Source organism: Pantoea sp. M_10, assembly GCF_008631515.1.
In the GTDB taxonomy this organism is placed as follows: domain Bacteria; phylum Pseudomonadota; class Gammaproteobacteria; order Enterobacterales; family Enterobacteriaceae; genus Pantoea; species Pantoea anthophila.
Genome location: NZ_VWUL01000008.1, coordinates 78484 through 104762, shown reverse-complemented (window position 1 = coordinate 104762; position 26279 = coordinate 78484). Strand labels below are relative to the sequence as shown.

At 50.8% G+C, this 26279-nt stretch carries 23 protein-coding genes and 4 pseudogenes; 3 read left to right on the top strand and 24 right to left on the bottom strand.

What is annotated here, in order from left to right:
* Positions 1-195: 195 nt before the first annotated feature.
* On the top strand, positions 196-396 hold the full coding sequence (locus tag F3I47_RS19015) for a SymE family type I addiction module toxin (protein ID WP_150029813.1): 201 nt from the start codon (positions 196-198) through the stop codon (positions 394-396).
* Positions 397-460: 64 nt separating this feature from the next.
* Here F3I47_RS19015 and F3I47_RS19010 read toward each other — a convergent pair whose 3' ends face one another.
* From F3I47_RS19010 to F3I47_RS18985, 5 genes and pseudogenes are all read right to left on the bottom strand, one after another.
* The gene (locus F3I47_RS19010) at positions 461-652 is read right to left on the bottom strand and encodes a DUF4926 domain-containing protein (RefSeq protein ID WP_150029812.1); all 192 of its coding nucleotides are present in this window, start codon (positions 650-652) and stop codon (positions 461-463) included.
* A gap of 71 nt (positions 653-723) precedes the next feature.
* Positions 724-1134: a DUF6883 domain-containing protein gene (locus F3I47_RS19005; RefSeq protein ID WP_150029811.1), complete on the bottom strand. Its 411-nt coding sequence runs from the start codon at positions 1132-1134 to the stop codon at positions 724-726.
* A 635-nt stretch (positions 1135-1769) separates the two neighbouring features.
* A complete protein-coding gene (locus tag F3I47_RS18995) occupies positions 1770-2195 on the bottom strand; it encodes a hypothetical protein (RefSeq protein WP_150029810.1) in 426 nt (141 codons plus the stop codon).
* Between the two features lie 171 nt (positions 2196-2366).
* Positions 2367-2495, bottom strand: coding sequence for a VENN motif pre-toxin domain-containing protein (locus F3I47_RS22555; protein WP_223812752.1), 129 nt, complete (start codon positions 2493-2495; stop codon positions 2367-2369).
* A 16-nt stretch (positions 2496-2511) separates the two neighbouring features.
* Positions 2512-2802, bottom strand: a pseudogene (locus F3I47_RS18985) (hemagglutinin repeat-containing protein); the annotation flags it as partial.
* Positions 2803-2962: 160 nt separating this feature from the next.
* Here F3I47_RS18985 and F3I47_RS18980 point away from each other — a divergent pair.
* The gene (locus tag F3I47_RS18980; protein WP_072052725.1) at positions 2963-3112 is read left to right on the top strand and encodes a SymE family type I addiction module toxin; all 150 of its coding nucleotides are present in this window, start codon (positions 2963-2965) and stop codon (positions 3110-3112) included.
* Between the two features lie 51 nt (positions 3113-3163).
* Here F3I47_RS18980 and F3I47_RS18975 read toward each other — a convergent pair whose 3' ends face one another.
* The 11 genes and pseudogenes from F3I47_RS18975 to F3I47_RS18925 all read right to left on the bottom strand — a co-directional run bounded on the left by F3I47_RS18975 (position 3164) and on the right by F3I47_RS18925 (position 8219).
* Positions 3164-3520: a hypothetical protein gene (locus F3I47_RS18975; protein ID WP_150029808.1), complete on the bottom strand. Its 357-nt coding sequence runs from the start codon at positions 3518-3520 to the stop codon at positions 3164-3166.
* Positions 3521-3790: 270 nt separating this feature from the next.
* Positions 3791-4129: a hypothetical protein gene (locus F3I47_RS18970; protein WP_150029807.1), complete on the bottom strand. Its 339-nt coding sequence runs from the start codon at positions 4127-4129 to the stop codon at positions 3791-3793.
* 147 nt (positions 4130-4276) lie between these two features.
* A pseudogene (locus tag F3I47_RS18965) lies at positions 4277-4571 on the bottom strand (recombinase XerD); the annotation flags it as partial.
* A gap of 117 nt (positions 4572-4688) precedes the next feature.
* Positions 4689-4979, bottom strand: a complete 291-nt coding sequence (locus F3I47_RS18960; protein ID WP_150029806.1) for a hypothetical protein — start codon at positions 4977-4979, stop codon at positions 4689-4691.
* Positions 4980-5225: 246 nt separating this feature from the next.
* Positions 5226-5504, bottom strand: coding sequence for a YrhB domain-containing protein (locus F3I47_RS18955; RefSeq protein ID WP_150029805.1), 279 nt, complete (start codon positions 5502-5504; stop codon positions 5226-5228).
* The gene (locus F3I47_RS18950; RefSeq protein ID WP_150029804.1) at positions 5504-6046 is read right to left on the bottom strand and encodes a toxin glutamine deamidase domain-containing protein; all 543 of its coding nucleotides are present in this window, start codon (positions 6044-6046) and stop codon (positions 5504-5506) included. Before F3I47_RS18950 ends, F3I47_RS18955 begins: the two co-directional genes overlap by 1 nt.
* Positions 6047-6320: 274 nt before the next feature.
* Positions 6321-6413 (bottom strand): annotated as a pseudogene (locus tag F3I47_RS18945) (Imm8 family immunity protein); the annotation flags it as partial.
* A gap of 300 nt (positions 6414-6713) precedes the next feature.
* Positions 6714-7046, bottom strand: coding sequence for an Imm45 family immunity protein (gene imm45, locus F3I47_RS18940; RefSeq protein ID WP_150029803.1), 333 nt, complete (start codon positions 7044-7046; stop codon positions 6714-6716).
* A 1-nt stretch (position 7047) separates the two neighbouring features.
* Complete coding sequence (locus F3I47_RS18935) at positions 7048-7287, bottom strand: hypothetical protein (RefSeq protein WP_150029802.1); 240 nt, start codon at positions 7285-7287, stop codon at positions 7048-7050.
* 8 nt (positions 7288-7295) lie between these two features.
* Positions 7296-7676 (bottom strand): hypothetical protein, encoded by a 381-nt coding sequence (locus F3I47_RS18930; protein ID WP_150029801.1) that lies wholly within the window; start codon positions 7674-7676, stop codon positions 7296-7298.
* A 153-nt stretch (positions 7677-7829) separates the two neighbouring features.
* The gene (locus F3I47_RS18925) at positions 7830-8219 is read right to left on the bottom strand and encodes a VENN motif pre-toxin domain-containing protein (RefSeq protein ID WP_150029800.1); all 390 of its coding nucleotides are present in this window, start codon (positions 8217-8219) and stop codon (positions 7830-7832) included.
* Positions 8220-8407: 188 nt separating this feature from the next.
* On the opposite strand from F3I47_RS18925, the gene F3I47_RS22550 reads away from it, so the two are divergent.
* The gene (locus F3I47_RS22550) at positions 8408-8602 is read left to right on the top strand and encodes a SymE family type I addiction module toxin (RefSeq protein WP_150029799.1); all 195 of its coding nucleotides are present in this window, start codon (positions 8408-8410) and stop codon (positions 8600-8602) included.
* A gap of 62 nt (positions 8603-8664) precedes the next feature.
* Here the strand turns inward: F3I47_RS22550 and F3I47_RS18915 are convergent, their stop codons facing one another.
* The 8 genes and pseudogenes from F3I47_RS18915 to F3I47_RS18875 form a co-directional block, all read right to left on the bottom strand.
* Positions 8665-9042: a hypothetical protein gene (locus F3I47_RS18915; protein ID WP_150029798.1), complete on the bottom strand. Its 378-nt coding sequence runs from the start codon at positions 9040-9042 to the stop codon at positions 8665-8667.
* 199 nt (positions 9043-9241) lie between these two features.
* Positions 9242-9877, bottom strand: a complete 636-nt coding sequence (locus tag F3I47_RS18910; RefSeq protein WP_223813781.1) for an SMI1/KNR4 family protein — start codon at positions 9875-9877, stop codon at positions 9242-9244.
* Complete coding sequence (locus tag F3I47_RS22390; protein WP_190311351.1) at positions 9874-10011, bottom strand: hypothetical protein; 138 nt, start codon at positions 10009-10011, stop codon at positions 9874-9876. The genes F3I47_RS18910 and F3I47_RS22390 overlap by 4 nt, the downstream gene beginning before the upstream one ends.
* 523 nt (positions 10012-10534) lie before the next feature.
* Complete coding sequence (locus tag F3I47_RS18900; RefSeq protein WP_190311350.1) at positions 10535-10741, bottom strand: polymorphic toxin type 25 domain-containing protein; 207 nt, start codon at positions 10739-10741, stop codon at positions 10535-10537.
* A gap of 600 nt (positions 10742-11341) precedes the next feature.
* Positions 11342-11695 carry an immunity 8 family protein gene (locus tag F3I47_RS18895; protein WP_150029796.1) on the bottom strand — a complete coding sequence of 118 codons (354 nt, stop codon included), beginning with the start codon at positions 11693-11695 and terminating at the stop codon, positions 11342-11344.
* Positions 11692-12594: pseudogene (locus F3I47_RS22545) on the bottom strand (hypothetical protein); the annotation flags it as partial. The pseudogene F3I47_RS22545 and the gene F3I47_RS18895, both read right to left, overlap by 4 nt.
* Before the next feature lie 310 nt (positions 12595-12904).
* Positions 12905-13396 carry a hypothetical protein gene (locus F3I47_RS18880; RefSeq protein WP_150029795.1) on the bottom strand — a complete coding sequence of 164 codons (492 nt, stop codon included), beginning with the start codon at positions 13394-13396 and terminating at the stop codon, positions 12905-12907.
* A gap of 1 nt (position 13397) precedes the next feature.
* Positions 13398-26267 (bottom strand): hemagglutinin repeat-containing protein, encoded by a 12870-nt coding sequence (locus F3I47_RS18875; protein ID WP_223813780.1) that lies wholly within the window; start codon positions 26265-26267, stop codon positions 13398-13400.
* Positions 26268-26279: the final 12 nt, after the last annotated feature.

Below are 26279 nucleotides of genomic sequence, written 5' to 3'. Positions count from 1 at the left end.
GAAAGGCATTCATTTACTTTTATAAAAAAATTTTTATCTTATCCTTCACTCTCTGCCAGACGAAGTCTATAAATTATTTTACTACCCACCTGAATGAATGCTACTGCTTTTTCCTACCTTTTGGTCAGGCACATAATAATAATATTTAGTTTAGGAACTAATTAAGGCTGACACGCATCATAATCAGTGATATGCATGCCCAAAACCGCCGCCAGCAGATCACGGTCGCATGATTACTCAGTAGGATGCCCGGCTAATAAAGGCCAGTCAAACCCGCTGCCACAGCTGATCATCAAGGGACGCTGGCTGGAAGCGCTGGGCTTTACGACCGGGCAGAAGATCGAAGTGATCACCGGGCCGGGACAGTTGATCATCCGGCTGAAGAATGAAGGATAACCTACTGGTCCACAAAGTAAAATTCCGGCAATAAGGCCGGGATTTCATTTGTTGGAGCGTAATATTAGTTCAATAGTCGAATGTCATCTGGATAAACAGTCAAAACATCTAACGTCTCACCATTATCATCAACAAATTCTACTTCATAGCCTAATGTAGGTTCTGTATGTACCATGACAACAGCACCCTTACATCCTGCGGCTATTGCGTCAGATAACGCTTTTGTGGACTTAACAACGTCATATTCTTTAATCATAATTTTAGCACCAGTTATTTCTTGGCCGGAATAGCTGTCACAAGTCTAACGACACCATCATTATTCTTAATCTAACCGAATTTCACATCTATTGTTCTTCCGTTAGCACCAGTGATAGATATTACCTGGTCATATTTAACACCGAGCTGCGTTTCTGCTGTTTTCACCGCTTTGCTTGGTTCAAAGACAATTTGTTTCGCGACATCGCTTGAATTCCCTTGGTTAAAACCGAGGGCTTTATCACACCATTCAGCTTTGCTTCCGCCAACAGGATGATCTTTTGCTAACAGATAATTAGTTAATTTACTATCAACACTAGTTTGCGTCTCAGATGCGTTTTTCACTCCATTTTTGACTGCACTTTCTCCAGTGTTAGGCTTATTTTTCCCAACTCCTGCCGCAATACCCGCTGCACTTGTTCCACCCGCCTGAACCAGAGAGTTTATGGCTAGCTGCTTCGCCTCCTCCGAATCATTGGACATCAACGGACATCAACGGACATCAACGGATTATGAATCGCTGTATTTCTGTCCGCCTCAAGCTGGAGCGTCGTTACCTGAAGGATGGAAAGCTCGTTCTGTTCTGCCGGACTCAGACCGTCATCAGCTCGGGCTTTTTCCAGCAACTCACTGGTACGGTTAGCATAATCAGCCTGCAACCTGCCAACATCTAAAGTCGCTGCCAAGCTCTGCACTCGCTGACGCCATATCTTTCAACGCTTCACGCCGCTCTTGATACATCTTCACCGAGCAGGTTTCGGCGCTCATGCCGCCGCAGTTGGCCTTCTTATAGCGCTCGTTTTCGGCTTCAACCTGCTTACCGGCCTTCTGCTCAAGCGTTTTACCTTCAGACTGCGCCTGCGCGATATCGGCGAGAGAGTTATTCTCAACTTACTTTCATTTTAATCTCGATAAAAACATAATACCAACACCTAAAACCAAACCAATAACCGCACCTCTTTGTATCGAATCGAATATACTTTCTCGCCATTCATAAATAAAGACTCCATTTTTTATCATAAAAAAAGATGCCACACCTAACCTAACAAAAAATAGAGTTAATGTGGTTATAAGAAAGAAAAAAAAGATTAGCCTTATGACTAGGATAATGTTTTTCATTATTTATTCTCCAACTGTTTTTGAAGTTCAGAGCCAGCGACCTCTGAAGCTCCGGAACCAATTACAGCGCCAGCCAAACCAGCTGCTTTTTCTGAAATTAAAGGTAGATATTTATTCCCTACCTTTACTGCTCTGCCTCCTGCACCACCACCCCCCGTACCAAAAGCAGCCCCAGCAACAATTTGAAGTTCCTCTTTTACTTGCAACTCAGCCTCTGCATAAGCACCAGTTATACCTGCTACTTCAGTGAGCCAGAACCCTTTGCCCTGTGTTAATCCACTGACGCCCGTAGCAATAAGCGCATCGGTGGCACTAAATGGGTCGTCACTCTGAAGCTGATTGAGGATATTTGCGGAACCCCCAATAACACCGGCCCCAATGATACTTCCTGCTGTTGCACCAGATGGCAACAGAACTGGTGCCACAACAGCAGTAGCACCAGAACCCCACGCCGTTAATAAACCGGTTGCCGGATTCTGTCCGGCAGGTAAATCTCCTGAGACCAGTTTATCAGAGGCATACTTAATTTCTTCTGGTGTTGCCTGATTCAGGACTTTGCCAGTTTCATCTACAAGATTGGTGTTATTTACCAGTGATCACTGAGCTTGCTTATTATCCCAGAAACCACTACCAAATCCGTCTATGCCTGACACCGCATTATTCTCAACCGCATTCTTCCCAGTAATCGCGCCGCTCGTCGCCGCAGCACTGCTGTTGCCCGCCATGCCGCCCACCAGTCCTGCCGCCCGCGCCATAGCTGGTCTGTTTTGAATCGTAACGATCGCTGTCCTGCTGGCTGGTCAGGGTTAAATCGCGGCCTGCGTTTGCGATGACCTGTGCGCCATCCAGTGTGGTGTCCCGCCCGCTGGTGAGGCTCAGTCTGCCGCCACTGTCCAGTGTGGTCTCAGTCCATCGCGTGCCGTTGCCGTTCTCTTTGCCTTTAATACCATAAACGCTGCCAAACATGCTGATGTCCGCACTACCCTGTCCGGCACCAATACTGATGCCCACACCACCACCGCTGCTGCTGCTGTTTTAACGCTACTCTTCTTAGATTTCCCTTTGCCGGGCAGTAAGCCCGGACACCCGATCCTGCTGCTCATAACCTATTGCTGAGGAGTTTATTATGACTGACACGTATCATTAGTCATCTACAACCGCCGACAGCAAATCACAGACGCATTATTACAAAGTGGGATACCAGCCGAATGAGGGCCAGCCGGACCTGCTGCCACAGCTCACCTTTAACCGCCGCTGGCTGGAGGTGCTGGGTTTTACGACAGGACAGAGGATTGAAGTGATTACCGGGCCAGGACAGTTGATCATCCGGCTGGCGACTTAAGGGTAAATGGCTGATAAAATTAAAATCACGGTTTGATAGCCGGGATTTTAATCAGTAAGCGATTACAGGATAATCACCCTGGCTTGTAGTAATTACATAAGATTCAAAGCCGTTGTTTTCAGGAACGATATACATATTTTTCTCGTTGCCAAAGAATAATTTTAAAATTTCACCATTTAGCAAAGAGCACAACTCAACCCTCTGATTAAGATATGAAAACAGGAGATTACTTGTTGATATATCCTCTCCATGCCCTATATGAAAAGCGTTTTTTTCCTCACATCTAAAGGGACACTGGATCAGTATGCGTGTTCCTGATGAGAACAGCAAAATCAATGACCCTACTCCAACGGTAACCCCAGTTAATATCGCTTCCTCAAATTCATTGAGCTCATTCTCAGTAATCATTTAACCTTCCCTTTTTAGCGGTATCTTTGGCACTGAAGTTTTAGACATTTCCTTTATCTGAGCTTCTCCATACGCGTTAAAAATCCCCGGAGCCATCGGATTTATCGGTATGTTTTTTAATGAATAATCCCCACGCTCCTCTTTCCGCTCATTTTCATCATGTCCGGTCTTGCCCCTCAAAGCATTACTCCCAACAGCATTTTTTCCGGTAGTTCTCCGCAACAATATCTGTAGTGATGTCACTCATTACGCTGCCAGCGCACTGATCGTTTACCACTGCTCTTCTCTCAGGTCGTCACACTTAACGCCCGCATACAGCTGCTGCGCGATGTACTCGCCCATCACCGCGCCCGATGCTCTGGACTGCGCTACGTAGCCCGCCGCATACGAGATTTCCGCGCCCAGCACTGCGTGCGCCATCAGGTCTGCTTCGGTATTCACCTTACCGTTCGCGTCCGTTATCAGAGCATCTATTTTTTCCGCAAGATAAGGTGCCGACGCGCCGCTAATCAACTGCGCCACGTTTCCTCCCGACAGGTTCTGTACCTTCGCCGTCACCGCGCTGGTGCTCAGCTGAAGTGCTGCACCCGATCCGGAACTATCTATCACGGGTGGCCAGCTGGCCACGCTCGAATTTCTACCGACACGCCGATCCGGCTGGTGCTGCGGGATAGCACTCTGTAGGTAACAACCGTGACCGATAAAACAGAGTGGAAAGAACTCTGCGAGCGCCAGGATTCAGGCGCGGGCCGGGTGCAGGAGCTCCCCGTTCTGCTTGCGGTACTGGTACAGGTGACGCTGATAGTGCTCCAGTATCGGTAAGGTGATGTCACGTCCATAGTACAACCTGCGCCCCGCCGCCCACAGGATGAACCGATACTCATGATGGGTTTGCGTCTTCAGCGTGGTCTCCGACCAGTTCCGCTCCCGACGCCACGAACCGCAGCAGCAGCGCATACAGGCTTTTCGGGTCGCTGGCCGGGCCGATGGGCTTTCTGTACACCTCATCCACCGTCAGCAGCGCATCGGCGTGAGGTTTACGGTTGCCCATGGGTCACCCTCGTTTTCCCGACCGCAGGCAGCGGCGCGGATGACGATTTTTCTTTTCCCCTGATTACCATGTCCGGCGTCACCCCGACCGGTTCGGTATCCGGGATCACATTGTTGACTATTTATAAAACAAGCTATTTGACTTTATTATTTTATATACTTCATTTGTTATTTCATCTATATATTGATCACCATACAACCCTCGATCAACCATCATTCTAAAATCACCCATGATATGATTATATAAATTTGGAAGGCCATTACGCTGATTGCCCTCAAGTATTCTTAAAGACTTAAGGATTCCCTTATAACGCAAGTCATTACCTTCGTTTTCAACGGCATATGCGATGACCTTATTTAACAGATCTATAAGCCTTGATATATCCTGCATGTCATTCTCTGTTAACATCTAATCACCTTTTATTTGTCACTTGATCAGGAAACGACTTTCTAAATTTATCATAGGTATAAACTTTACCAGTCTTACCGTCACGCAACGACTTTATCCATTCTGATGGATAATTTCCTGGCATAAAAATTTGATCAGCCCCACCATCATATTTCGGTTTTTCAATACCTGGCTTCTGTTGAGCATCCGACTGGCTGAAGTGTAATCGGCAGATAAAAATATCCTGGCTCGATGGCCGGAATTCTTCTAACTTAGGTTATTTTTCTTTTCTTCATAATCTTGCAAGTATTTTTCAATAGGATACGCAGTTCCAAGTTCATGTATTTCACCTGTATCCTTATCTACTAGAAATGGCGAATTACCTGCGAGTTGAGCAGAAAACTCTCCCGTTTCAAGATATTCTCGAGATTGAAAACAAAAAAACCATCCCTCAGAAAAACGGCCTTGAAGAGTAATAACAACCGGAATATCTGTATCTTTTAGATATTCTTTCGCTTTTTCTACAGCCTCTACAAAATTAACCATTAATTCGTCCTCAGTAATTGGAATGATTTAAATTGGCTGAGATCAGCAGGCTTACCCGTTTGCCCATCAAGGAATCGGACTGTTCCGTTTTGGTTTACAACATTAAACACATGTCCAGGTTGACCCGGCCCATATGAACCAAAAACAATTCCTCGGGAATCTGAGCCTGCACTATTCATTTGCTGTGTGATGCTTTTGGATGAAGAAATATACTTAAATTTCGTACCGTATTGGATTTCCAAAACGGCCAACGGGGTGCCGTTTTTATGTTTTACAGGCAACGCCGATGCAGGATTTCCAGCCAAAGTAGTACCAGTGGCATTAGAACAGTTCACACAGTTATGTGTTCTGCCTGGTTCCGGGTATCCTGGATTAACATTTTTAATAGAGCCAGCATTCCCCCCACTTGCTCCTGTACCCTTCATCCCATAAACCGCACTACCTATCGCCGCCGTGGTATGAACGCCAGCCATCGCGATATAGTCGAAGGGCTGAGCATCGAACCCTTTGACCCGGACGCCGCCGCTAGCTGGATTAAGCATTATCCCGGCGGCCTTAAATTCGCCGGGTAACCAACACCTCAACCCGGCCTGCGCCGGGGATTTTTGTTTTAACCGAGGGGTGTCGGGGCATCGACCTGACCGGGTGGTTTTGGGGACACGGCCCACGGGCAGTGGCCACAAAACATTTCCTGTCCGGGGATTGATGCTTTTTCAGGCAACCCCGCCGATCAGGCTCAAGGACAGCAGAATGACGGCGGCACGGAGAATCTGACTGTTAATAACGACGATCCCTGCACGAGGGCCGGGATCTTGCTCAAGGCTGGTAATCTTCATATTCCCAGGCAAAGACGCGGGAGAGCTTCTGCGCTATCTCCATCCAGTCTTCACCTTCACACTGGTTGATATAATACTCATATGGCCGCTACCAACACGCACCCGCTCTCCAGTTGCCGAATTTATTATGTATATTTCAAAATTAGCCTGTATACCCGTTGGGTTTGAATGTGCTGGATCATTTGGTGTTGTATCAGGGTAACGATATCCTCCTAAACCATAAGCACTAATCAACCCTTTTCGATCAGCAACATCGTCAACCCAGAGCCGGTTATCGTCATCGTCGAGCGTGGGCGGCTGGTAATTGAGGCGGAAATTAGGATCTAACCGGTAAAAATATCGATCCCGACGCAATGGCCGGGGTCGTTATTACTCATTGAGAATCAATGATCTCATATCGGTCTATTACATATACGTCTTTCACATCGCACTCTGGGTAAATCCATTTATCCCAGTTATCCATTACCCATTCAACACTGAGGCCTCTAACCTCTGATAAACAACATTCAGCAGGTAATTTAACTAATATCAGACCAGCCTTATGACCGGATGACACGATTAACCCATAAGGTCTGTCAGCATTAGATAAATCAACAACCATAAAATCGACCAGGGCTTCATATGGCCACACAGCAGGAAGGCGAAAAATGTTCCCATGTCTTAACGCTATGTTTTTTATTTCAATTAATTTTACTGGCTCTTGCATATTATTTTACCTTTAAATCATGGCGGCCGGATTTATCCATACTATAACTTATTGGCATCATCCCCATATCGATTTCTCCCCGAAGCTTGCCCGTCTGAGCATTCACCTGTTCAAATCGACCATACGGTGTATCTACCGTATATAAGTGACCATCATTACCAGGATAACCATCCCTGTTATTTATCCCGGTCAGTTTATTATTTTTTACCATTCCATTCGATGGCGCTACCTGCTCCACCATTTGCTTAACTAGAGCAGCCCGTTCTCCAGACGGAAGATTATATAAACTCTCTTCAAAATGATTAACCTGCTGCCCGTTAGGTAATTTTTAAATATTACCACCTTGTTTTTTGAGCCATTCGCACCAGCTTTGGATATCCCTCCGGCAACTCCCGCTGCCGAAGCAATCGCCGCGTGGCCCATCACATTGATGATTTCCGCCGAGACCTCCGCCGAACCACCCATTGTCTGCGCACGGTGCAACGACAGGTTTATCTGTGAATCCAATCCCGTCAAAGCGCTACGGGCTGCAATCCACTCTTTTTGCTCCGCCTCGCTTAACGAGCCAACCCCTTGTGTACGTGCTTTTTCTGCCAGTGCCGATTCCTGCTGGCTGTACTCTGCACGCATGGACTTCAGCTCCTGCTCAACTGTGTAACAGTCTGCCGCACTGAAACAGGTTTCTACCCACTGCCGCTGTTCATCCGATTCCGGCCCAAACTCCCGACGAACCTCCGCAACACAAGCTTTGTCGCCATTACATGCAGCCAGTTTCTCTTAACGCTACTGACTGCGTTTGGCAGACAAAAGGTTATTCTCCACAGCATTCTTCCCGGCAACCGTACCGCTCGTCGCTGTAGCACTGCTGTTACCCGCCAGTCCTGCCGCCAGCGTGCCGAGGAGGCTCAGCTGCTCACGGTCTTCCTGCCCCAGTGCCGCTATCTTCTCCGGCGTGTCCGCGCCCAAGTATTTCTCTGCGATGTACTCGCCCATCACCGCGTCCGATGCTCTGGACAGCGCTACGTAGCTCGCCGCATACGAGATTTCCGCGCCCAGCACTGCGTGCGCCATCAGGTCCGCTTCGGTATTCACCTTACCGTTCGCGTCCGTTGTCAGAGCATCTATTTTTTCCGCAAGATAAGGTGCCGACGCGCCGCTAATCAACTGCGCCACGTTTCCTCCCGACAGGCTCTGTACCTTCGCCGTCACCGCGCTGGTGCTCAGCTGAAGTGCTGCACCCGATCCGGAACTATCTATCACTGGTGGCCAACTGGCCACACTCGAATTTCTACCGATACGCCGATCCGGCTGTTGCTGCGGGATAGCACGCTGTCGGTAACAACCGTGACCGATAAAACAGAGTGGAAAGAACTCTGCGAGCGCCAGGATTCAGGCGCGGGCCGGGTGCAGGATACCGGCCTGATGAGGGCCAGTCGAACCCACTGGCACACCTCACCTTCAACAGCCGCTGGCTGGAGACGCTGGATTTTACGACCGGGCAGAAGATCGAATTGATCACCAGTCTGGGGCAGTTGATCATCCAGCTAGCGACTTAAGAGTAACTGACTGAAAAATCAGTCCCAGCCAACCGTCTGAGGTTTATTTTTCAGATTATATTTTATCTGGATCTTATTCCCAAACGGAAGGTTTCTGTTGGAAATAAAGGTTGTAGTATAATTTCATCATTAAAAATAAATAACCTTGGTGATAAAGCTATAACGTCATAAATATTCTTAGCTATCAGACTCAAGTTTGTCCTGAAAACCGGAATACTGACATCATCAACAAGAACGTATACTTCTGTATTTTTCATGGTAGTTACATTTAATAAATCATCAATGCTTTCATAATCTGCATGTTCAATTTCTTCCCACGAAATAACTCCTTCTACAAAAGAGTAGCTATTAAGAATTTCAACAGCTTTTTTCTCATCCTGTCCTTCAAAAATTTCGAAATCGGCACTAAGTGCCTTTTGACACTCTTCAAATAAAGTCATATTCTCTATCTTCTTAGCTGTTTCAATACCTTTTCAAATGCTGTCTCGCCAGCCAAAAGGATATGATGCTGGCGACAAGCCCTGTCATGATGGTAGTCCGAATCCTGAACAGCACTCCGACAATCAGCTTTCCAGATTTGAGAGAAACTCAGCAAGTAAATTGTAATTTAAAAGTCCTTCAGGTTGAAATACATAACATTTAATTTATTACAACTAGTTGTACACTACTATCATCCGGAGTGTCTCTTATTTGTAATGCGATATTAGCTGCGGCTTTCATCAACTTAAGTGACTTGCAAATATGAAGATTATCAAGCTCGTATAAACCTCCAGCAACGAATGGAATTTTCGGAGCCAAACGATATCCTGATGGTATAGGGCCATTTATTTTTTGCCATGAATGAGCCAGTGTGTACCCAGTAATGACTTGATAATCAGATAATACTATCTCGCACCATTCATTTATGGTATTAGTCAATTTCTTGAATTCTGCAGTTTCAGGCTCGAAGAAATAAACACCATCACTCTTCAAACAAAATTGGCCACCAAAAATATCCTCAGCAAAATATAGTGCACCAATCGCCATATCTTCATAAGAAGAAATCCAGAGATTTTTGTTATTCCAGTCTGCTAAACCGATTTCCTCATGGGTTGTTTGATAGGGAAAAACGTGTAAAGCTGACTCAAACCCATAGCATCCGTTTTTTCTATCTAGCAGAGTATTGAGTTCACAGGATAATGGGGAGCTAAAAAACTTCGAGCAATCTTTAACCCCTTCCAGTGGTGAAAGAGGGTTACTACAAATTGACAGCAGTTTTTCAACGGAATCATTCATTCTTTATTTTCTCCATCCATTTTAATGATTAAAGATGTAGTCTTACCTGCTGCCAGTGCATCCTGAATATGCTTAGCAGAATCTGATTTATTTATAATAACCATGCCCCTCTGCCTGTATATTTTCTCTTTCATCCACGAATCCAGTTTTCACCAAATTCATTCTGCAACTCATCATCATCTTTTCTCCGTGCATTATGCCCAACAATTTTTAGTTGCCAATAAAAACAATGAGCCATGTTACATACGCTATTCTCGATAGCCAAAGAAAAATCGAGCCGAAGGATAGGTCTGCTTTTGTCAAAAAAACCTTAATAAAATAAAATGGTTTCTCATCATCAGTTAATCTTTGGTGAAAAAACTTCCCATATATTGCAAAGAGAAGAAATGAAATCCCGCCGCAAAGATTAGATATTAAAAATAGATTATTAGCCTCTCTTCGATATTCAGCTATCGCTGCTGCAATATATCCAAGAACAAGAAAAACCAATGCGTAGTTTGATAAAGCATCCCGTTTAAAAAAAATATAATTAAAATAAAGTAAGGAATCTTTACCTACCTTAGGCCCACCAAGATACCTATAAACAAAAATAAAAAAACAACCGCCCATAAAATTAAAAAAAACAACAACATAAAAGATGATATATTTGAAACTAAATCATTTGAAATCATAGTGATCTCTTTCCTTAGTGGAGTCACCGTTCAGATCTACTTTTTCGGCAAGAGAACCAGTTGCAGAACCTGTAAAATCAATGCCTGGCCCAATAGAAAAGGAAATACCAATACCATCTTTTCCGCCAGAGCTTCCTACAAAACCGGGACCAAAACCTGCGCTAGTTGAATAATCACGACTTAAGTCTCCCAACAATTCTGGAAAATAGGGACCGAAGTCAATACCGATTGAAGGTCCAGCCTAAATACCAAATTCATTAGTGTATTAACCGGCACGCAGTCTGGCGACGAACCACCTTTTCCCTGTGCTTTTCCCCACTTACAGCCGCTTTTCCTGTCACGTTTCAGCTGCGATAACTTTTTTCCCTAACACGCCCTTTTCCGCCGCGCACGCTACCGCCTCAGCGTGCCGTCCTGCCAGCACCTGCGCATTTTAACAGCCCTTTATACGCTGCCATTATCGCTTTTCATTCCGGACGCTGGCTGGCGAGGCTCGCTGGAGCCGGAACGGCTTCCTGTTATCCCTGCGGCCTTAAGTTCGCCGGGTAACCAACACCTCACCCCGGCCCGCGCCGGGGGTTTTTGTTTTAACCGAGGGGGGTCGGGGCATCGCCCTGACCGGGTGGTTTTGGGAACACGGCCCACGGGCAGTGGCCACAAAACATTTCCTGTTCGGGGGTTGATGCTTTTTCAGGCAAGCCCGCCGATCAGGCTCAAGGACAGCAGAACGACGGCGGCACGTAGAGTCTGACTGTTAATAACGACGATCCCTGCACGAGGGCCGGGATCTTGCTCAAGGCTGGTAATCTTCATATTCCCAGGCAAAGACGCGGGAGAGCTTCTGCGCGATCTCCATCCAGTCTTCACCTTCGCACTGATCGATATAGTCTGTAATGGTCTTTTTAATCTCATCCAGATCGTATTTACGAACCAGCAACGTGTGCCGCATTAGCTCTGGCAACCATCGGTGCTTGCAGAGCCATTCAGGGGTACAGATATTTAGATGGAAATAATTTATCCCCTTTTCACTTTCTGGACCTATTCTCAAATTGACTAATAGGATAAAACAGTTTTTTTCTTCGGGCTGATAACTTTCTAAACTGAAATCTGGAGAATCAACCCATATGCCTTTTAAGATCGCTTTCATTTCTCAATACTCATGTGCGCGTTGCCAGTGATCTTTCCGTCTTTTTGTTGGACAAAATTAGCCTGTATTCCCGTCGGATTTAAATGTGCTGGTGCATTGGGCTTTTCAGATGGCGGTCTATAAATGCGTAATCCATCGGCACTAATTAAACATCCTGGACAATCTTTTTAATTAGTTACCAATTTGGCCCCATCACCAAACCAGATTTGACCCAATCGCTCAGCTTCTTCTTTAGTGCCAGAACCAACACCGTAATTCAGCTTCCTATTATCACCCTGCATCACCGCCGCCAGTCTCGGATCTTGCTTCGCAATATTGTTCAGGTTCTGCTGCACTAAATCCTCTTTGAGCTTCGGATAGGTTGCCACGTTCTCCGCGCCGCTGGTGACTTTGCCGGCACTGACCGCCGTTGATTCAGCTTTACCCGCGACTTTGGCAACGATCTTCTCCGTTACGCCTGCGGTCACTTTTACCACACCCGTACCACCGGCAAGCAGACCCGCTATATCCGTAACCAGTTTTCCGCCTTCAACACCGGCATTGAATGAGCCACTGGCTCCGGCCTTCTGGTATTCCGCTTCCATGTTGTTGATGCGGTCTATATACGACTGCTTTACCGCATCCGACACATTACCCAGCACATCACCGCTGTTAAACAGCGATTTCAGCGCCTCATATGTCTCCATCGGGCTGCTTGCCGTTTTCACAATACCGTCGATCGTGTCATACAGACCTGCCGGAACCCCGGCAACCATGCCGGCCGCAAAGCTCCCATCCTGCCCTAAATCTATCGCTGTCCACTTCACCTCAGCCTGCACTTTGCAGGCTTGAGTCTGACACTCTTCAAGCTCCTTCTTCTTCTGAGCCTTCTGTTGGTTGCTCAGGTAGTTATTCTCTACAACAACTCATTCCGACACGGTTATTGAGAACAGTCTGGCATTTTCCCTGCGCAGTCAGCGGGCTACAGGCCATTTTTGCTAAGGCATTTCTACAGCAGCAACTTTTTGCCCCGACGCGTCTTTTTCGTCCGAACACGCTACCGCCCCAACGCACAGCAGCCATGCCATCAGCTTTGTTATTCGCCCCATCATGCTTTCCTTGCTTCTTCCTTACGTGCATTCAAGCACCTAATCGTTAAACAGGGGCAGCTGCCGATCCGGCCTGCTGAGTGACAGACAAAAAGATCACAACCGTAAAGGTTGGGTTCTTTTACTTAATCAGTAGACTTGATAATTTATCCTTATTAATTTCATCTGTAGTCACTAAGACAGCCTGAATACTTGAGTCAAGATTATCTTCATCTAGCCATGAAGTGTCTTTTCTTTTTAAATGAAATTTTATTGTTGGCAGTAATGTTTCATCATCCAACGATATAATAACATTTAGAACCCCAGCATGTTTTTCATTCCATTTCTTAATCATTGAATTACAAAAGACAATAGAATGTTGGAAGTAATTTTCACTTACGTAATCTTCTATATGGATAGAATTTACAAAACACTCCAAGGCTATGTCATCTTCAAAAGAATCAGGTTTAATTGCCCCACTATAACCGAGGAGTTTTTTTGATAAAAAACAACTAAATAACTCAACAAAACCCTGTTCAACAACTTCGTTTAGCTCATGAGGAAGAGTAATTTTCTTCATACCCTCCCAACATATGGATTCTAGTTGAGGGAGCATTAAATAGTTAGCCAGCATATCATTTTTCCCCCAGATATTTAGTCATACCTTTATCTATAGCATTTTTGAAAGCCGAATCTTTCAACTTATCATTCACACTTTTAGGTGCATCAGGGAAACTTTGCGTGACAGGGTCATAATAGTACTTGTTGTTACTATTATCCTGATAATGTATTTGACCCGCTCTCTTTCCTGGTGCTGGGTTCTCAACATCAATCCTCTCTTTGCCTTTTCCCATCCACAATGTCTTGCTTGGAACTGTTGGGCCATTTATACCAAGCATGGCACCTTCTTTGTTTAAGGTGTAATTAGGCTTGGTGACCTTACTAATCCCCCCAAACGCCGCTGCCGCCGCACCCGCTACAATATCAGCCTGAATCGCATCCAGACCATATTCTTTCTGAAGAGCTTCCGAGACTTTGTTGGTTGAAATAACTCCATCGGCCTGGATCTGATGCATCCATGTTGCAGTAAGATCATAAGCCATCTTAGCCGGAATGTCCTGACCCAGTGCTTTATCCAGCGCATGCTTCACTGCCATGCTATCAGCCAGCACATCACCATATTTCTGCTGACAGGTCGCAGGATTGGCCGCACAGTCACTGATAAGCTGCTGTTGCTGGGAAGTACTCAGTTCCTCATACTTTCTGATGATGCCATCACAGTCACCGCCGCTGGCCTGACAGGACTTCATTTCAGCAGACCAGGCATCTATCTGTTTGCTGCTAAGATAGTTATTCTCAACCTCAGTTCTGCCAGCAAACGCACCGCTACCCACACCAGCGCTGCCATCAACCGTACCGCCTGCTGTTGCACTCGCCAGCGTTACAATGTTTGCAATCAGCATCTTGTCATCGGCGGACAATTCTGAAGCATCCTTGCCGTATAGCAGGTGACTGAGCGCGTCGTTATAGCTTAGCATCCCTGCCGTCAGTCCACCCGCCGCGCCGCCAATGGCACTGCCTCCCTGTGCTTTCGCAATCAGCCCTGACGCCAGCGTATGCAATAGCACGCGCACAGGCTCGTTACGCTGCGAGACCTGTTTGACCATCTGCGCCAGCAGGGGGGCTGCACCTGCCGCCACTGCGCCGCTGACGTTACCGCCAGCAAGCCCGGCAAACAGCCCGCTGATAGCCTGCGCAGCAATTTGCAGGTCCGACCCGATACCGTACTTCTCTTCAACATTCTGATCGATATTATCAAGCGCTTTTTTCTGATCCGCTTCTGAAAGCTTATTGAACGCGGCATCGTTTTTAAGCTTGTTTCTCTCCTGTTCTTTCTCCTGCTTCTTCAGTGCATCAAAGGTCTGCTGAATCGCCTGCTGGCCAAGTACGGCCATTTCACGCTGGATGGCAAGGCTGCCTTCTGCTTTTTGCACATCAAACTTATCTTTCAGCACATTCTCTGCCGCGGCGGTGTCGCGGCTGATTTGTGACACATCCTGCTTTTGCGCATCCGGATTGCGGATTTCAATCGTTCCCGGCGAGATAGCGCTATAATTAATTGAACTGGCGAGGTCTTTCGTCTGCTGCAGCGTGCCCACAGGCAATGAGTTGCCGCCCGCCGACTGAGACTGACCCGATTTCGATGCGTTGTTTATTGAACTGTCAGAGGTATGGGCAGTGTTTTTTCCCATGCTGCCGCTGACAGCTACGCTAAAGCCGTTACCGCCCGTATTGGCGTGGTTTTCAATATCCGTCCAGCCAAGCGTCCCGGTGCTGAGATGATTTTTGTCCGGCGTTGCGGATGAGGCGATAATCGCACCATCAAGTTGGGTATGGTTGCCGACATAAATATTGTAGCCACCATCACCCGCGCTGATCCCGCTCTGCTGTCGCACAGAATCAAAATCATTGTATATATTGCTTCCACTCATGCTGGCACTGCCCTGCACCGGTACGCCCGCACAGATAGGAGGTATACAGATACTTGCGCTGAAGCCGGAAGAGCTCTGATGGCTGTCGTAGGTTGCACGATCCTGCTGACTGGCAATGTCCAGATTGCGGCCCGCAGTGAGGTCAACGTGATTACCATTAAGGTTTGCTCCGTTCAGCGTGACGTCCTGACCCGCTTTGACCGTGAGATCACCCGCAGCGGAGACTTCGCTATTGTGGTGAGTAATGCTGCTACCGTTTCCGTTTGCACTGTTATGGCTGGCCGCCAGCTCAATGGAGAAGCCGTTCTGGCTACCGCCAAGGCCGAAGCCAACACCGACACCGTATTTGCTGCCACCGCTGCTTGATTGCTGGCTGCTGCTATCCTCGGCGCTTTTCAGGGCGATATCGCGACCCGCATTCAGCGAGACGTTATCTCCACTGATTTTTACCCCCTCACCGGTGATGTCCTGTTTCGCCGTGACCGCTAAGTCGCCGCCTGCCTTGAGCACGCTTCCGCTCTGCAGCGTGTTTTTCTGTTCCACGGACTGATGGCTGCTGCCCGCGGTGGCGCTCACTGTGACTTTGACGGCTGCGGTATTCTGGTTGTAAGCCGACAGCGCAGTCATGGCCGCCTGCGCCGCATAAATAGCCTGCAGGCGAGGATCGTCACTTTGTTTGTGCGACTGAGCCATCTTGTCTGCCGCCTGTGCCATGCTCACGCCGTAGCCGGAGACCTGCGCGGTGATGCCATACTGTGAGGATTTGCTGCTGCTACTGCCTTCGTGCGTATCTTTTGAAGGATCAAGGTGGATATTCTCACCGTTAACGCTCAGCGTATTGCCTGCATAAACGTCTGCCCCCTGCAGGTTTACGTCTTTGCCTGCATTAATCGAAACGTTACCCAGCGTACTGACGATACCGCTGCGCACGGTGTTCTGCTGCGTACCCGTGCTGGCGTTTTTCCAGCTGTTATGACCCACACCAACCGTTCCGCTGTAACCGTCGCCACCCAGATCGCCTATAGCGTGGTCAGATCCAGAGGCCGATGCCTGCTGGCGCTCTTCGCCTGCTACAACGCTGATCTTACCCTGCTCCGCGTTAAGCGAGACGCCGGTGGTGCCGGTCAGGGTTGAACCGCTGATGGCGATGTCACCTTTATGACTGGTGATGTCAACACTGCCAGCGGTTATCGCGGAAGTGTGTTGCGCGAGCATGCTGCTGTCGCCGCTCATCTGGTTGTTTTTCGAGCCGTAATTAGTCCCTGCCGAACCATTGTTCGGCGACCCACCGCCGCTGCGTGCCAGCGCACCAAGTGAGGCTGATGTTGTTGCTGACCAGCTCTTGCTACTACTATTGGTTGCAGCCTTCTGGCTGTCAGAGGCTGTGGTGATGTTGATATTACGCGTAGCGTCCAGTGAGGCTCTGCCACCAGCGTTAAGGCTGCTGCCCTCCACCAGAATGTTGCCGGTATGCGTATCTGAATCGCCGCGTGCCTTCAGTAGCAAATTTCCGGTGGTATTGAGCGTGCTGCCACTCTGAAAGGTGCTCTCGCTGTTCTGGCTGACTTTGCTGCCTGAACGGCCATAGGTCAGTCCCGGTGCCGGAGAATCCAGCGTGCTGGCGCCCAACTCATTGCCGACCTGCTTCATCTGCTCGTACACTGAACTGGTGTTATTCATGATGTCGCGCAGATTGCGAATGGTGTCCAGCGGCGTGAGATTAAGGCTCAATCCGAAACCGCTGCTTTTCGACGTTTGCTTCGCGGTTTCGCGCACCTGATCCTGACCCGCCACGACAGCGATGTTTTTCGCCGTCACGCTGATTTCGCCATTCTGGCCGCCCGCAACAACGTCGCTTCCCTTAATCAGTGCGTTGTGACCTGCCGTCATGCTGACCACACCGTTGCCTGCACCCACCAGGCTTCGCGCATCGCTCTGCGTGACCTGGTCGCCGTTACGTTCGCTTTTAGCCGACTGTTTTCCATAACTGATACCGAGTCCACCACCCATCAGACCGCTTTTCTTTTTCTCTTTCAGGCTGTAGGTAGATTCAGTATTGGTGGCAGTAACAATATTAAGGTCATTGCCTGCACTCAGTGCGATGCCTTTGTCACCGGCGACAGAGGAGCCCTGTACGGTCAGGTCGTTGCCAGCAATCACAGACACGGTGTTGCCGCTCAGTTGTGAGGCCTTTTCACGGGTGTCGCTGTTTTCCTGAATGGTGTGCGTAGTCGTCTTTTTCAGGAAACCTTTTTTGGTTTTGGTCTCTTCGCGATAGGCATAATCACTCTCCGTCGCAGTGGTAATATTGACGTCGTGTCCAGCCTGCAGCACCAGATCCTTATTGGCTGTGACTATTGCGGCCTGGCTTGTGATGTCATTACCCGCCAGCAGCCTGGTACTCCCGCCACTCGCAATTTCCGTGCCCTGCTGGCGTACCGACTCATTAATCTCAACCTTCTTACCGGCTTTATAGCTATTGCCAGAACCGGTTTCCGCCGCCAGCAGATTAACGTCACGTCCCGCCTGCAAGGTGACGTCTTTGTCTGCAGCAATGCCTGCCGCCTGGCTATTAATATCGCGTCCGGCCTGGAGTGCTAAATCACCGCCACTGGTCAGCGTCGTGCGATCCACACCGGTTGAATGGGTTTCACGTTTGCCCTTCACCTCATTCTGGCTGCTGGTCGCGCTGTTGAGATTAAGATCGTTACCGGCTGCCAGCGCCGCGTTTTTAGTCGCTTTGACGCTGCTGGCGGAAACCGTCAGGTCGTGACCTGCCTGCATCGCCATGTTGCCACCTGCGGCGATCTGGCTGCCGACTGTGTTGACGGTGGTCGTGCTGGTCGCATCTATCTTTTGCCAGCGGTTTCCGAAACCGGATTGCGCGCCGCCAGTGACATTCTGATTGCCGGTGATCGCAATATCATTCCAGGCGTTCAGCAATAGATCGCCACCCGCGTTGAGGTTAGCGCCGGTAACGGCTATATCGTTGCCCGCCTTGAGGCTCAGTGAATCCAGTGACGTGATGCTCGCGGTCGGCCCGGTCAGCGTTTCGGTAGAGGATTTCTTCGCTCCGTTGCCGTTGTCTGCATCCAGATGCCAGAGCTGTGACGTAGTCAGGTTGTTGATGTCACCATTAATACTCTCCAGTGCCACTTTCTTACCGCTGATGGTTGCGCTGACGTTATTGATGTCATTCAACGCGCTGAGCTGCAGATCGCCACCCGCATGGAGCAGACCGGCATTGAGGTTACTGAGCGTATTCTGGCTGTCGATGGTCAGATCGTTTTTAGCCATCACGCTACTACCGGTGTTGGTAACGTTGCCGCCTTTCAGCGTCACGTTATTACCGGCGATCACGCTGCCATCACGCACTTCGACATCTTTTGTCGACAGATAGAGCTTCGGCACCATCACCGTTTCACCGTTGATCGTGGTGGCTTCCCACCAGAGCATGCTCTTATCTAATGAGGCGAGTTGTTCTGCAGAGAGTGAAACACCAAATTCCAGGCCCATTGACTGCTGAGCGGCGGCAGCGTTATCCATCAGATAGCGCATCTGCTCAAGGTCGGAACCCAGGCCATTGATATAACGGTTGCCGGTCTGATTCAGTACCGCGTTGCTGACATAGCGGGTATCAAACGCCGCATCGCCGAGGAAGCGATAGTCATAATCTGGCTTCAGGTTAAGACGATCGAGCATGTACGAGGAGCCAAGGAAAGCCTTCTCGTCTGTATATTGAGGACGCGTTTCCTGAAGTGGCGTGGTAGCGGGCTGTTTGCCAAGGAGTGTATTCAGGTCATTGAACAGCCCCTGATTAACCTGTCCGAGGCCGTTCAGTTTAGGGTTAACGGTGATCAGGTAGCGGCTATTAGCTTTTGACGCGACAAAGTAGCCGTTTTCGCCCGAAGGTAAAGGATAGGCACTGATATCAACTTCAGCAGCCTTGTAGTTATGCAGTGTCGCAGATCCCTGAGCAGCGTTATTCAGGTTAAGGGTCTTGCCCAGGAGCGCGTTGTTTTTACCTGCCGTTGCGTACTGCGTCAGCGAGGCGCTGCCAGGTGAGGCCGTCTCCAGCGCTCCTGCGCCATTGACCTGCTGCAGCGCATTCTGCAATTGATCGCGCCATTGCGGTGTATTGATTGCGGCTTTATCAGCATTAGCCAACTGCTGGTGAGACTGCGCGCCAGCGGTGCCTATGGCAGTTAATCCGCGCAGGGCCGGAGCAGAAAGCGTATTGCCACTCCAGCCAGCATTTGCGGTGGTATTGGTATTACTGATATCGCCGCTGAAATTAGCAGAGACGTTACCGCCTGCCTGAATAACGGCGCGGTAAAGTTGACCTGGAAGATATTCGCTATCATGACCTGTAAGCGAATAAGTTATTGATTTATTTTTGAAAGTCGTTGTTTTACTAACTGTTTCAGTTTTTTTTGTTGCATATGAAGGTTGCTTATTATTGCCATATTTATAAGTTAAATAATCATTATTTACCCCATCCTGAAAACTCTGATTATTTAATTGGCTACCGTGTAAGGCAATATTCCCATTGGCAATTATAAGGCTCGCCTGATTATCTAAAGAGTTCGTGTTTGCTAAAATATTACGTCCTGAAGCAATACGTGCAGCACCCGCAGAGCTAGTTACTTCAGTTTTTATTTGCGAAGTTAAGTATTTGAGTTGATCCTTTCCTGCAAAAGGTGCGTAGTAGTAATTAGTATAAGGAACATAACTACAGGCTCCATGGCTATTACATGGCCCTACCTGGTGTTTGCCGGACTTGACATAGTAGCCATAACTTCCTGCTGGCAAATCCGTGATGGGAACATCAATAGTTGAATTACCAATACCATTTTTAAGTTGTACTTGGGTAGTTTGCTGTACGACACTCAACCCATCCCGCGTATTCAGCAGGTGTCCCGTATTAATCGTGATATCGCCGTTCTGCGTTTCGATGGTGCCGGAAGTATTAATTACTTCGCTGTTGGCATTCCCCGCCGCGTCACCCTGAAGCCACATACTGCCGCCTGCCAGCATATCGGCACGCTGGTTACGAATGCTGTTAGCAAACAGAGAGAGATTACCGCCCGCATAGAGCAGCGCGGTATTAACGATACTGCCTGGTGCGCTGAGCATTAGATTGCCAGCAGTCCCGGTGAACCCGTCCAGCGTGATATCGCTGCGGCTGGCCAGGTTGATGTTACCGCCGCCCTGCAGCGTGCCATTTCCGTTCATGGCGATGCGATTGCCACTTAACGCACTGTCACCGGAACCGGTAGTGAGCTGACCATTATTGGTGAGATCGCCGCCTGCACTCAGCGTCAGCGCCCCGCCCTGCATCGTGCCCTGGTTATCTATCGCGCCGTTACTGCTGACGGTGAGTCGCCCGCCTGCCGCCAGTACATCGCGACCGGTAAAGCCATTGGCGATGTCCAGCGTGGCGTTACCCAGCGCCACTACCTGACCGCGCTGATCAAAGCCGTTGCTGTGAACCAGCAAATCGCCGCCGCTGAACAGGCGACCGCTGCCCGGCTGGCCCACCTGAGCAGCCATCACGATCAGCCGGTTGTTACCCAGCAGCGTTCCGCTGTTGTTGACCTGCTGATAATTGACCTCAAGATTGCCGCCCTGGGCTGTGCCCTGGTTGCTGAAGTCATTACCGGTCAGCGTGCCCTGGCCGTCGGCCAGCAGCGTGCCGTTGTTGCTGGCATTGGTCGCATTGAGAATCAGCTGCGACGCCTGTAACCAGCCGTTGTTATTCAGCTGCGGCGTATTCAGCGTCTGCGCACCACCCGAAAGCCACCGGCCATCGTTTTGCGTTAAACCGGTTAGGGTCGCCACACCGTTGCCGTTGCCCTGAATCAGGCCAGAGTTGAAGAGTTCCGGCCCGGTCAGCGTCAGGGTATTTTGCGTGATCAGGGTGCCGCTGCCGCCATTGGTAATGCGTCCGCCGGCATTAATCAGCAGATTGCTGTCACCCTGTAAGCGCCCGTTGTTATCAACTGCGCCTGAAGTGATCTGCAGGTCGCCGCCCTGCACGCGCCCGGCATTATTGAGCGAGGATGACTGAAGCGTTAACCTGCCTGCGCTGAGCAGCGTTTTATCCTGCTGCTGGGTCAGTGCGCCGTTCAGGCCCACCGTCAGCGTCTCGACACCGGTTACGGCACCGTTATTGTTTAACGTGTCGCCCCGCAGCGTCAGGTTACGGGCGATCCATTCGCCCTGATTGGCCAGCGTCAGAGCCTGCAGCGCCGCCGAGCCATTCGCCGAAATCTTACTGCCTGCGCCCGCATCAAGGCGATCGGACAGAATCAGCTGCAGCGCATCCGCACTCTGGATCGCGCCATTATTGGTCAGCTGCCGGGCATTCAGCAGGATCTGCTGTCCCTGCCAGCTGCCGTTATTCACAACATCTCCGCCGTTGATGGTCAGCGAGCCCTGCGTCAGTAGCGATCCCCCGTGGTTATTCATTAACTGGCGTGCTGGCGCGGCCAGTGCTCTGAGCAGCATCCGCCCGCTGACCTGCGGCATCGCTGCAAAGGTTAATGCCTGCAGGCCGATCAGGCTGCCCTGATTAATGACGCTCGCGGGCGTAATGGTCAGGGTTTTACCCTGCACCGAACCGCGGTTATTCAGGATGGCTCCGTTCAGGGTCATCGCCCCTTCACCGAGCAGTGAACCGCTGTTGTTCAGCGTGTTGGCCGCGATCTGCGCCCTGCCCTGGCTCAGTAAAGCGCCGGCGTTCTGCAGTTCGTTGCTGATGCTGACGCTCAGATCCTTGCTGCCCAGCAGCGATCCCTGATGCAGCCAGTTGTCCGCGTTTACCGTTGCCTGCTCACCCTGCAGCACACCCTGAGTGGTGAGCTGGCCCGCGTTCAGCGTCAGCGCTCCACCGCTCAGCGTTTTGCCACCGGCCGATTGTGTGAGGTTATCAGCCTGTGCAGTCAGTGCCGTGCTGCCCTGCAGCAGACCGTCATTGTTCAGGCGGGTAGCCTGTAACCCCAGCCGGTTCGCCATGATTTTGCCACTGTTGCGCAGCGTGCTGGCGTTGAGATCGCTATCACCCTGACTGACCAGCGTGCCGCTGTTAATCAGATCGCTGGCGACATGCCCCTGCAAAGCATGGATGCCAGTGATGCTGCCGTGATTACTGAGCGAGTCCAGTGTGAAATCGAGTTGCTGACCCTGCCAGCTGCCATCATTGACTGCGCTGCCACCCTGGATAACCAGCCGATCGCCGCTCAGCAGTTGACCACCGTTGCCGTTGTGGAGCTGGGCGAACCGGAGATCCAGCAGCGTCTCGCCCTGCAGCAGCCCACTATTTTCCAGCGTGTTGCCGCTGGCGCTGAGCTGCTTAGCCGCAATCTGCCCGCTGTTGCTGAGCGTCTGCGCATGCAGATCGGTCTGGCTGGCGCTGACGATCTCTCCTGTGCTGCTGTTACTCAGCGTATCGCTAATCTGAAGACCGAGGTTATCGCTTAACAGGCGTCCGCTGTTGCTGAGACGGTTGCTGTTGATTGCCAGCGCCCCGTTGACCTGCAGCAGGCCCTCATTATCCAGTTGATCGAGCGTCAGGGTCAGCGGTCCCCCGGCGATCAACTGGCCGTCATGGAGGTTATGGAGTTGCTGATGATCGAGCGTTAAGCTGCTGTTGCCCTGCAGCAGCCCGGCGTTGCTAAGGGTAGGTGAATGCAGGCTGAGGTTATTCGCCGCCAGCGTTCCCGTGTTCTCAATGGCTGTGCCCTGCAGATTCATCTGCTGCTGGCTGAGCAGACTGCCGCTGTTAGTCAGCGCACCATTGACCACGGCGGTTAACGCTTTGCCGGCGCGGACATTACCGCCGTTCTGCACCCTATCGGCATTGAGTACCATCTCATCGGCCTGGATGGCGCCGTGGTTATTCAGCGTCGCCACGTTTCCGGTGAGCGTGCCATCCGTGAGCAGCTGGCCCCCCTGCTGATTGTCCAGCTGGCTGCCTTCCAGTGAAAGCTGACGATTACCCTGCAGCAGACCGCTGTTAATCATGTCACTGCGCAGCGTCAGTACCTGGGCCATCAGCCAGCCACTGTTGTCAGTGTGATCAGCCTTCAGCCCGATGCCCTGCTGCCCCAGAATTTTACCGCTATTCTCGAGCGTACTGCTTTGCAGATCGGCGTCGGTCTCGCTCAGCGCATTGCCGCTGTTCTGCCAGCGGCTGGTCTGAACGGTAAGCTGTTTGCCCTGCAGCAGTCCGCTGTTGTCCAGGGTCTGCTGTTTCACGCTCAGCTGTCCTGCGCTGAGCAGCGTGCCACTGTTGGTTAACCCGCTGCCCTGCAGCGAGAGAGCCCTGTTACCCTGCAGCGTGCCGCTGTTTTCCAGCAGGCTGACATCACTGTTCACTGCGCCGGCAGCGACTGTCCCCTGGTTGTTCAGCGCATCACCCTGCAGGCGGATCTGGTCGTCCGCCAGCAATTTTCCGCTCGGCTGATTACTTACGCGTCTGAATGTGCTGCTCAGGCTGGCGGCGTTAATCTCGCCACTGTTGTTCAGCTGGTCACCACTCAGCAGCAACGTTTTGCCGCTGGTGATCAGTCCGCTGTTACTGAATTGCGGCAGGCCGAGTGTAAAATCGTTGTCAGAGCTGATTGTCCCCGCAGCAAGATTATCCAGCTGTGTGGCCCTTATGGAGAGTAATCTGTTGCCCTGCAGCAGGCCGCCGTTGCTGAGTTGCGCGGCGTTCAGCGTCAGTTCAGGCGCGGTTAATGACCCGCTATTACGCAGCTCTGCGCTGTTAAGGATAAGGGCGTTCTGACTGCTGATAGCTCCCTGATTTTCCAGCCAGCCACGGGCGGTCATCTGCGCGTCACCGCGGGCTGTGATGGAGCCATTCTGCTGCAGCGTATCGGCGTTAACCATGGCATCGCCGTTGCTGACCATTTCGCCGCTGTTTTTCAGGGCCGTAGTGTCAATCTGCAACCGCTGACTGACGATGTTGCCACTGTTACTGAGCGCGTCGGCGAGGTTAAGCGTTGCGTTACCCTGTACAGAGAGTGCACCGTCCTGATCCAGACGTTTCGCCGTCAGCGTGGTGTCACCGCTGCTGATGACTTTTCCTTTGTTCGTCAGCGCACCGCTGTTGATATCAAGACGGCCCGCGCTCAGCTCACCGCTGTTGTTTAGCTGATCGGCCACGTTCAGCTGCACCCTTCCCTGAGAGGAGAGCGTCCCATCCTGCTGCAGGCTACCGGACGTGATATCCGCCTCCTGACTGCCCAGCAGGCTGCCGCTGTTGAGCAGCGAACCGCTGTGAATCGCCAGACTGCTGCCACTCAGTTCGCCACTGTTGTTCAGTTCTGAAGCAACATTCAGCTGATTACGGTTAGTGGCGGACAGGATGCCGCGCTGCCTGACGTGACTGGCTGTGATCAGCGCGTCACCGGCGCTTAACAGCCTGCCGCTGTTATCGATCGTGTCGCCCTGAACGTTCAGGCTACCGCCGCTGATCTCCCCGCTGTTGTTCAGCGCACCGGTCACGTTAAGCTGATTTTTGCTGCTGGCTGAAAGAGTGCCGCGCTGCTGAAGAGTGTTCGCTGTGATCAGGGCATCCCTGGCGCTTAACAGCCTGCCGCTGTTATCGATGGTGTCGCCCTGAACGTTCAGACTGCTGCCGCTGATCTCCCCGCTATTACTCAGGTTACCGGCAACGACGACCGTGTTGGTGCCCTCAGAGAGCAGCATGCCCTGCTGCTGCAGGCTGTTGCTGCGGAGCTTCGCCTCACCGTGGCTGGTCAGGCTTCCACGGTTAACCACCTGTGCGGCCTGGATATCCAGTTGTTTAGTCGCGGTCAGCTGACCCTCATTCTGTAGCAGAGAGGAGGCGGAAAGCTGCATCCGGTCAGACGCATTGCCGCTGCTGTTTTTATCGATGCTCAGAGCGCCACTGCTGAGACGGGCGCTCTGGCCTGCGGTCAGGCTGCTGCCTTTAAGCGTTATCTGCCCCTGACTGTTAAGGTCGAGCGACGCGTCGCTGCCGAGTTTTGCGCCTGTTAAGGCAATCTCCTGCTGTGCAGTCAGTGCGACGTTCCCACCCGCTTTATGCTCACCCTGCAGCGCAATGCTGCTGCCTCTGGCCGTCAGGTTACCGCTCGTCAGGCTGTTGTTGATGCTCAGCCGCCCCTGCGCATCCAGCACCATATCGCCCTGACGGGCGTTGAGGTTGCCGAGGTTAACGCCGACCCCGTTTTCGCTGGAGACCAGATGGATGCGGTTTGCATACATCCCGCCCAGCGCACCGGTATCCACGGCGACTGACGGCGCAGCCCCTTCGCCCGCGACAGGTGTCACGCTGCCATCAGCACCGACATGGTTTGCGCCCAGCATGACATTGAGATCTCTGGCATGAATATCCGCGTTAATTTCTGTTGCGCGCGCGATGATCGAGACAGCGTCGGCCTGGCTGCCATCCAGCCCTTTACCCTCAACGGTGATGGCGCCTTTCGTCACTTCCAGCGACCGCATATTCCCCTGCGCATCAAGCTGCGGTTTACCGGTGGTGAGTGTCACATCTGGCGTATTGATAAAGCCGCAGCCGTTACAGGTGATGCCGTAGGGGTTGGCGACCATCACATTGGCTGCTTTTCCCGCCACTTCGGTGTAGCCCTGAAGCTGCGAGCGGTTGGCCCCCACTACCTCGTTGATGATTGCCCGGGCTTCCTGCCCCGCTTTCAGATTCGGGTTGTTCTGGATGAGTCCACCCAGCTGCGTCTGCGTCAGCCGGCCGGTGGCGTTATTCAGGATCAGCCCTTCCTGGCCGACGTTGTAATTCTGGTACTGGTTGTGTGACAGGCCCGACGCATTAGGGGTCGCGATGTTAATGACCGGCACGCCATTTCCGGCGGCATCCACCTGCGTTCCCGGCGTTGCAGGCGTAATCACGGCTGAAAAAGCGGGCAGCAGAGGCTGAAACGCAATCAGCGAGCAGATGAGATAGCTCAGCAGACGACGCGGCAGTGAAATCGGTAATTGATCATCCATAATCAGGGCTTT

Excerpts from the sequence above, each read along its gene's own strand:
- F3I47_RS19015 (WP_150029813.1), top strand. The coding sequence starts at position 196 with ATGCCCAAAACCGCCGCCAGCAGATCACGGTCGCATGATTACTCAGTA.
- F3I47_RS19010 (WP_150029812.1), bottom strand. The coding sequence starts at position 652 with ATGATTAAAGAATATGACGTTGTTAAGTCCACAAAAGCGTTATCTGAC.
- F3I47_RS19005 (WP_150029811.1), bottom strand. The coding sequence starts at position 1,134 with ATGTCCAATGATTCGGAGGAGGCGAAGCAGCTAGCCATAAACTCTCTG.
- F3I47_RS22555 (WP_223812752.1), bottom strand. The coding sequence starts at position 2,495 with ATGGCGGGCAACAGCAGTGCTGCGGCGACGAGCGGCGCGATTACTGGG.
- F3I47_RS18975 (WP_150029808.1), bottom strand. The coding sequence starts at position 3,520 with ATGATTACTGAGAATGAGCTCAATGAATTTGAGGAAGCGATATTAACT.
- F3I47_RS18960 (WP_150029806.1), bottom strand. The coding sequence starts at position 4,979 with ATGTTAACAGAGAATGACATGCAGGATATATCAAGGCTTATAGATCTG.
- F3I47_RS18955 (WP_150029805.1), bottom strand. The coding sequence starts at position 5,504 with ATGGTTAATTTTGTAGAGGCTGTAGAAAAAGCGAAAGAATATCTAAAA.
- F3I47_RS18950 (WP_150029804.1), bottom strand. The coding sequence starts at position 6,046 with ATGCTTAATCCAGCTAGCGGCGGCGTCCGGGTCAAAGGGTTCGATGCT.
- imm45 (WP_150029803.1), bottom strand. The coding sequence starts at position 7,046 with ATGCAAGAGCCAGTAAAATTAATTGAAATAAAAAACATAGCGTTAAGA.
- F3I47_RS18935 (WP_150029802.1), bottom strand. The coding sequence starts at position 7,287 with ATGGTGGAGCAGGTAGCGCCATCGAATGGAATGGTAAAAAATAATAAA.
- F3I47_RS18930 (WP_150029801.1), bottom strand. The coding sequence starts at position 7,676 with ATGCGTGCAGAGTACAGCCAGCAGGAATCGGCACTGGCAGAAAAAGCA.
- F3I47_RS18915 (WP_150029798.1), bottom strand. The coding sequence starts at position 9,042 with ATGACTTTATTTGAAGAGTGTCAAAAGGCACTTAGTGCCGATTTCGAA.
- F3I47_RS18910 (WP_223813781.1), bottom strand. The coding sequence starts at position 9,877 with ATGAATGATTCCGTTGAAAAACTGCTGTCAATTTGTAGTAACCCTCTT.
- F3I47_RS22390 (WP_190311351.1), bottom strand. The coding sequence starts at position 10,011 with ATGAAAGAGAAAATATACAGGCAGAGGGGCATGGTTATTATAAATAAA.
- F3I47_RS18895 (WP_150029796.1), bottom strand. The coding sequence starts at position 11,695 with ATGAAAGCGATCTTAAAAGGCATATGGGTTGATTCTCCAGATTTCAGT.
- F3I47_RS18880 (WP_150029795.1), bottom strand. The coding sequence starts at position 13,396 with ATGCTGGCTAACTATTTAATGCTCCCTCAACTAGAATCCATATGTTGG.
- F3I47_RS18875 (WP_223813780.1), bottom strand. The coding sequence starts at position 26,267 with ATGGATGATCAATTACCGATTTCACTGCCGCGTCGTCTGCTGAGCTAT.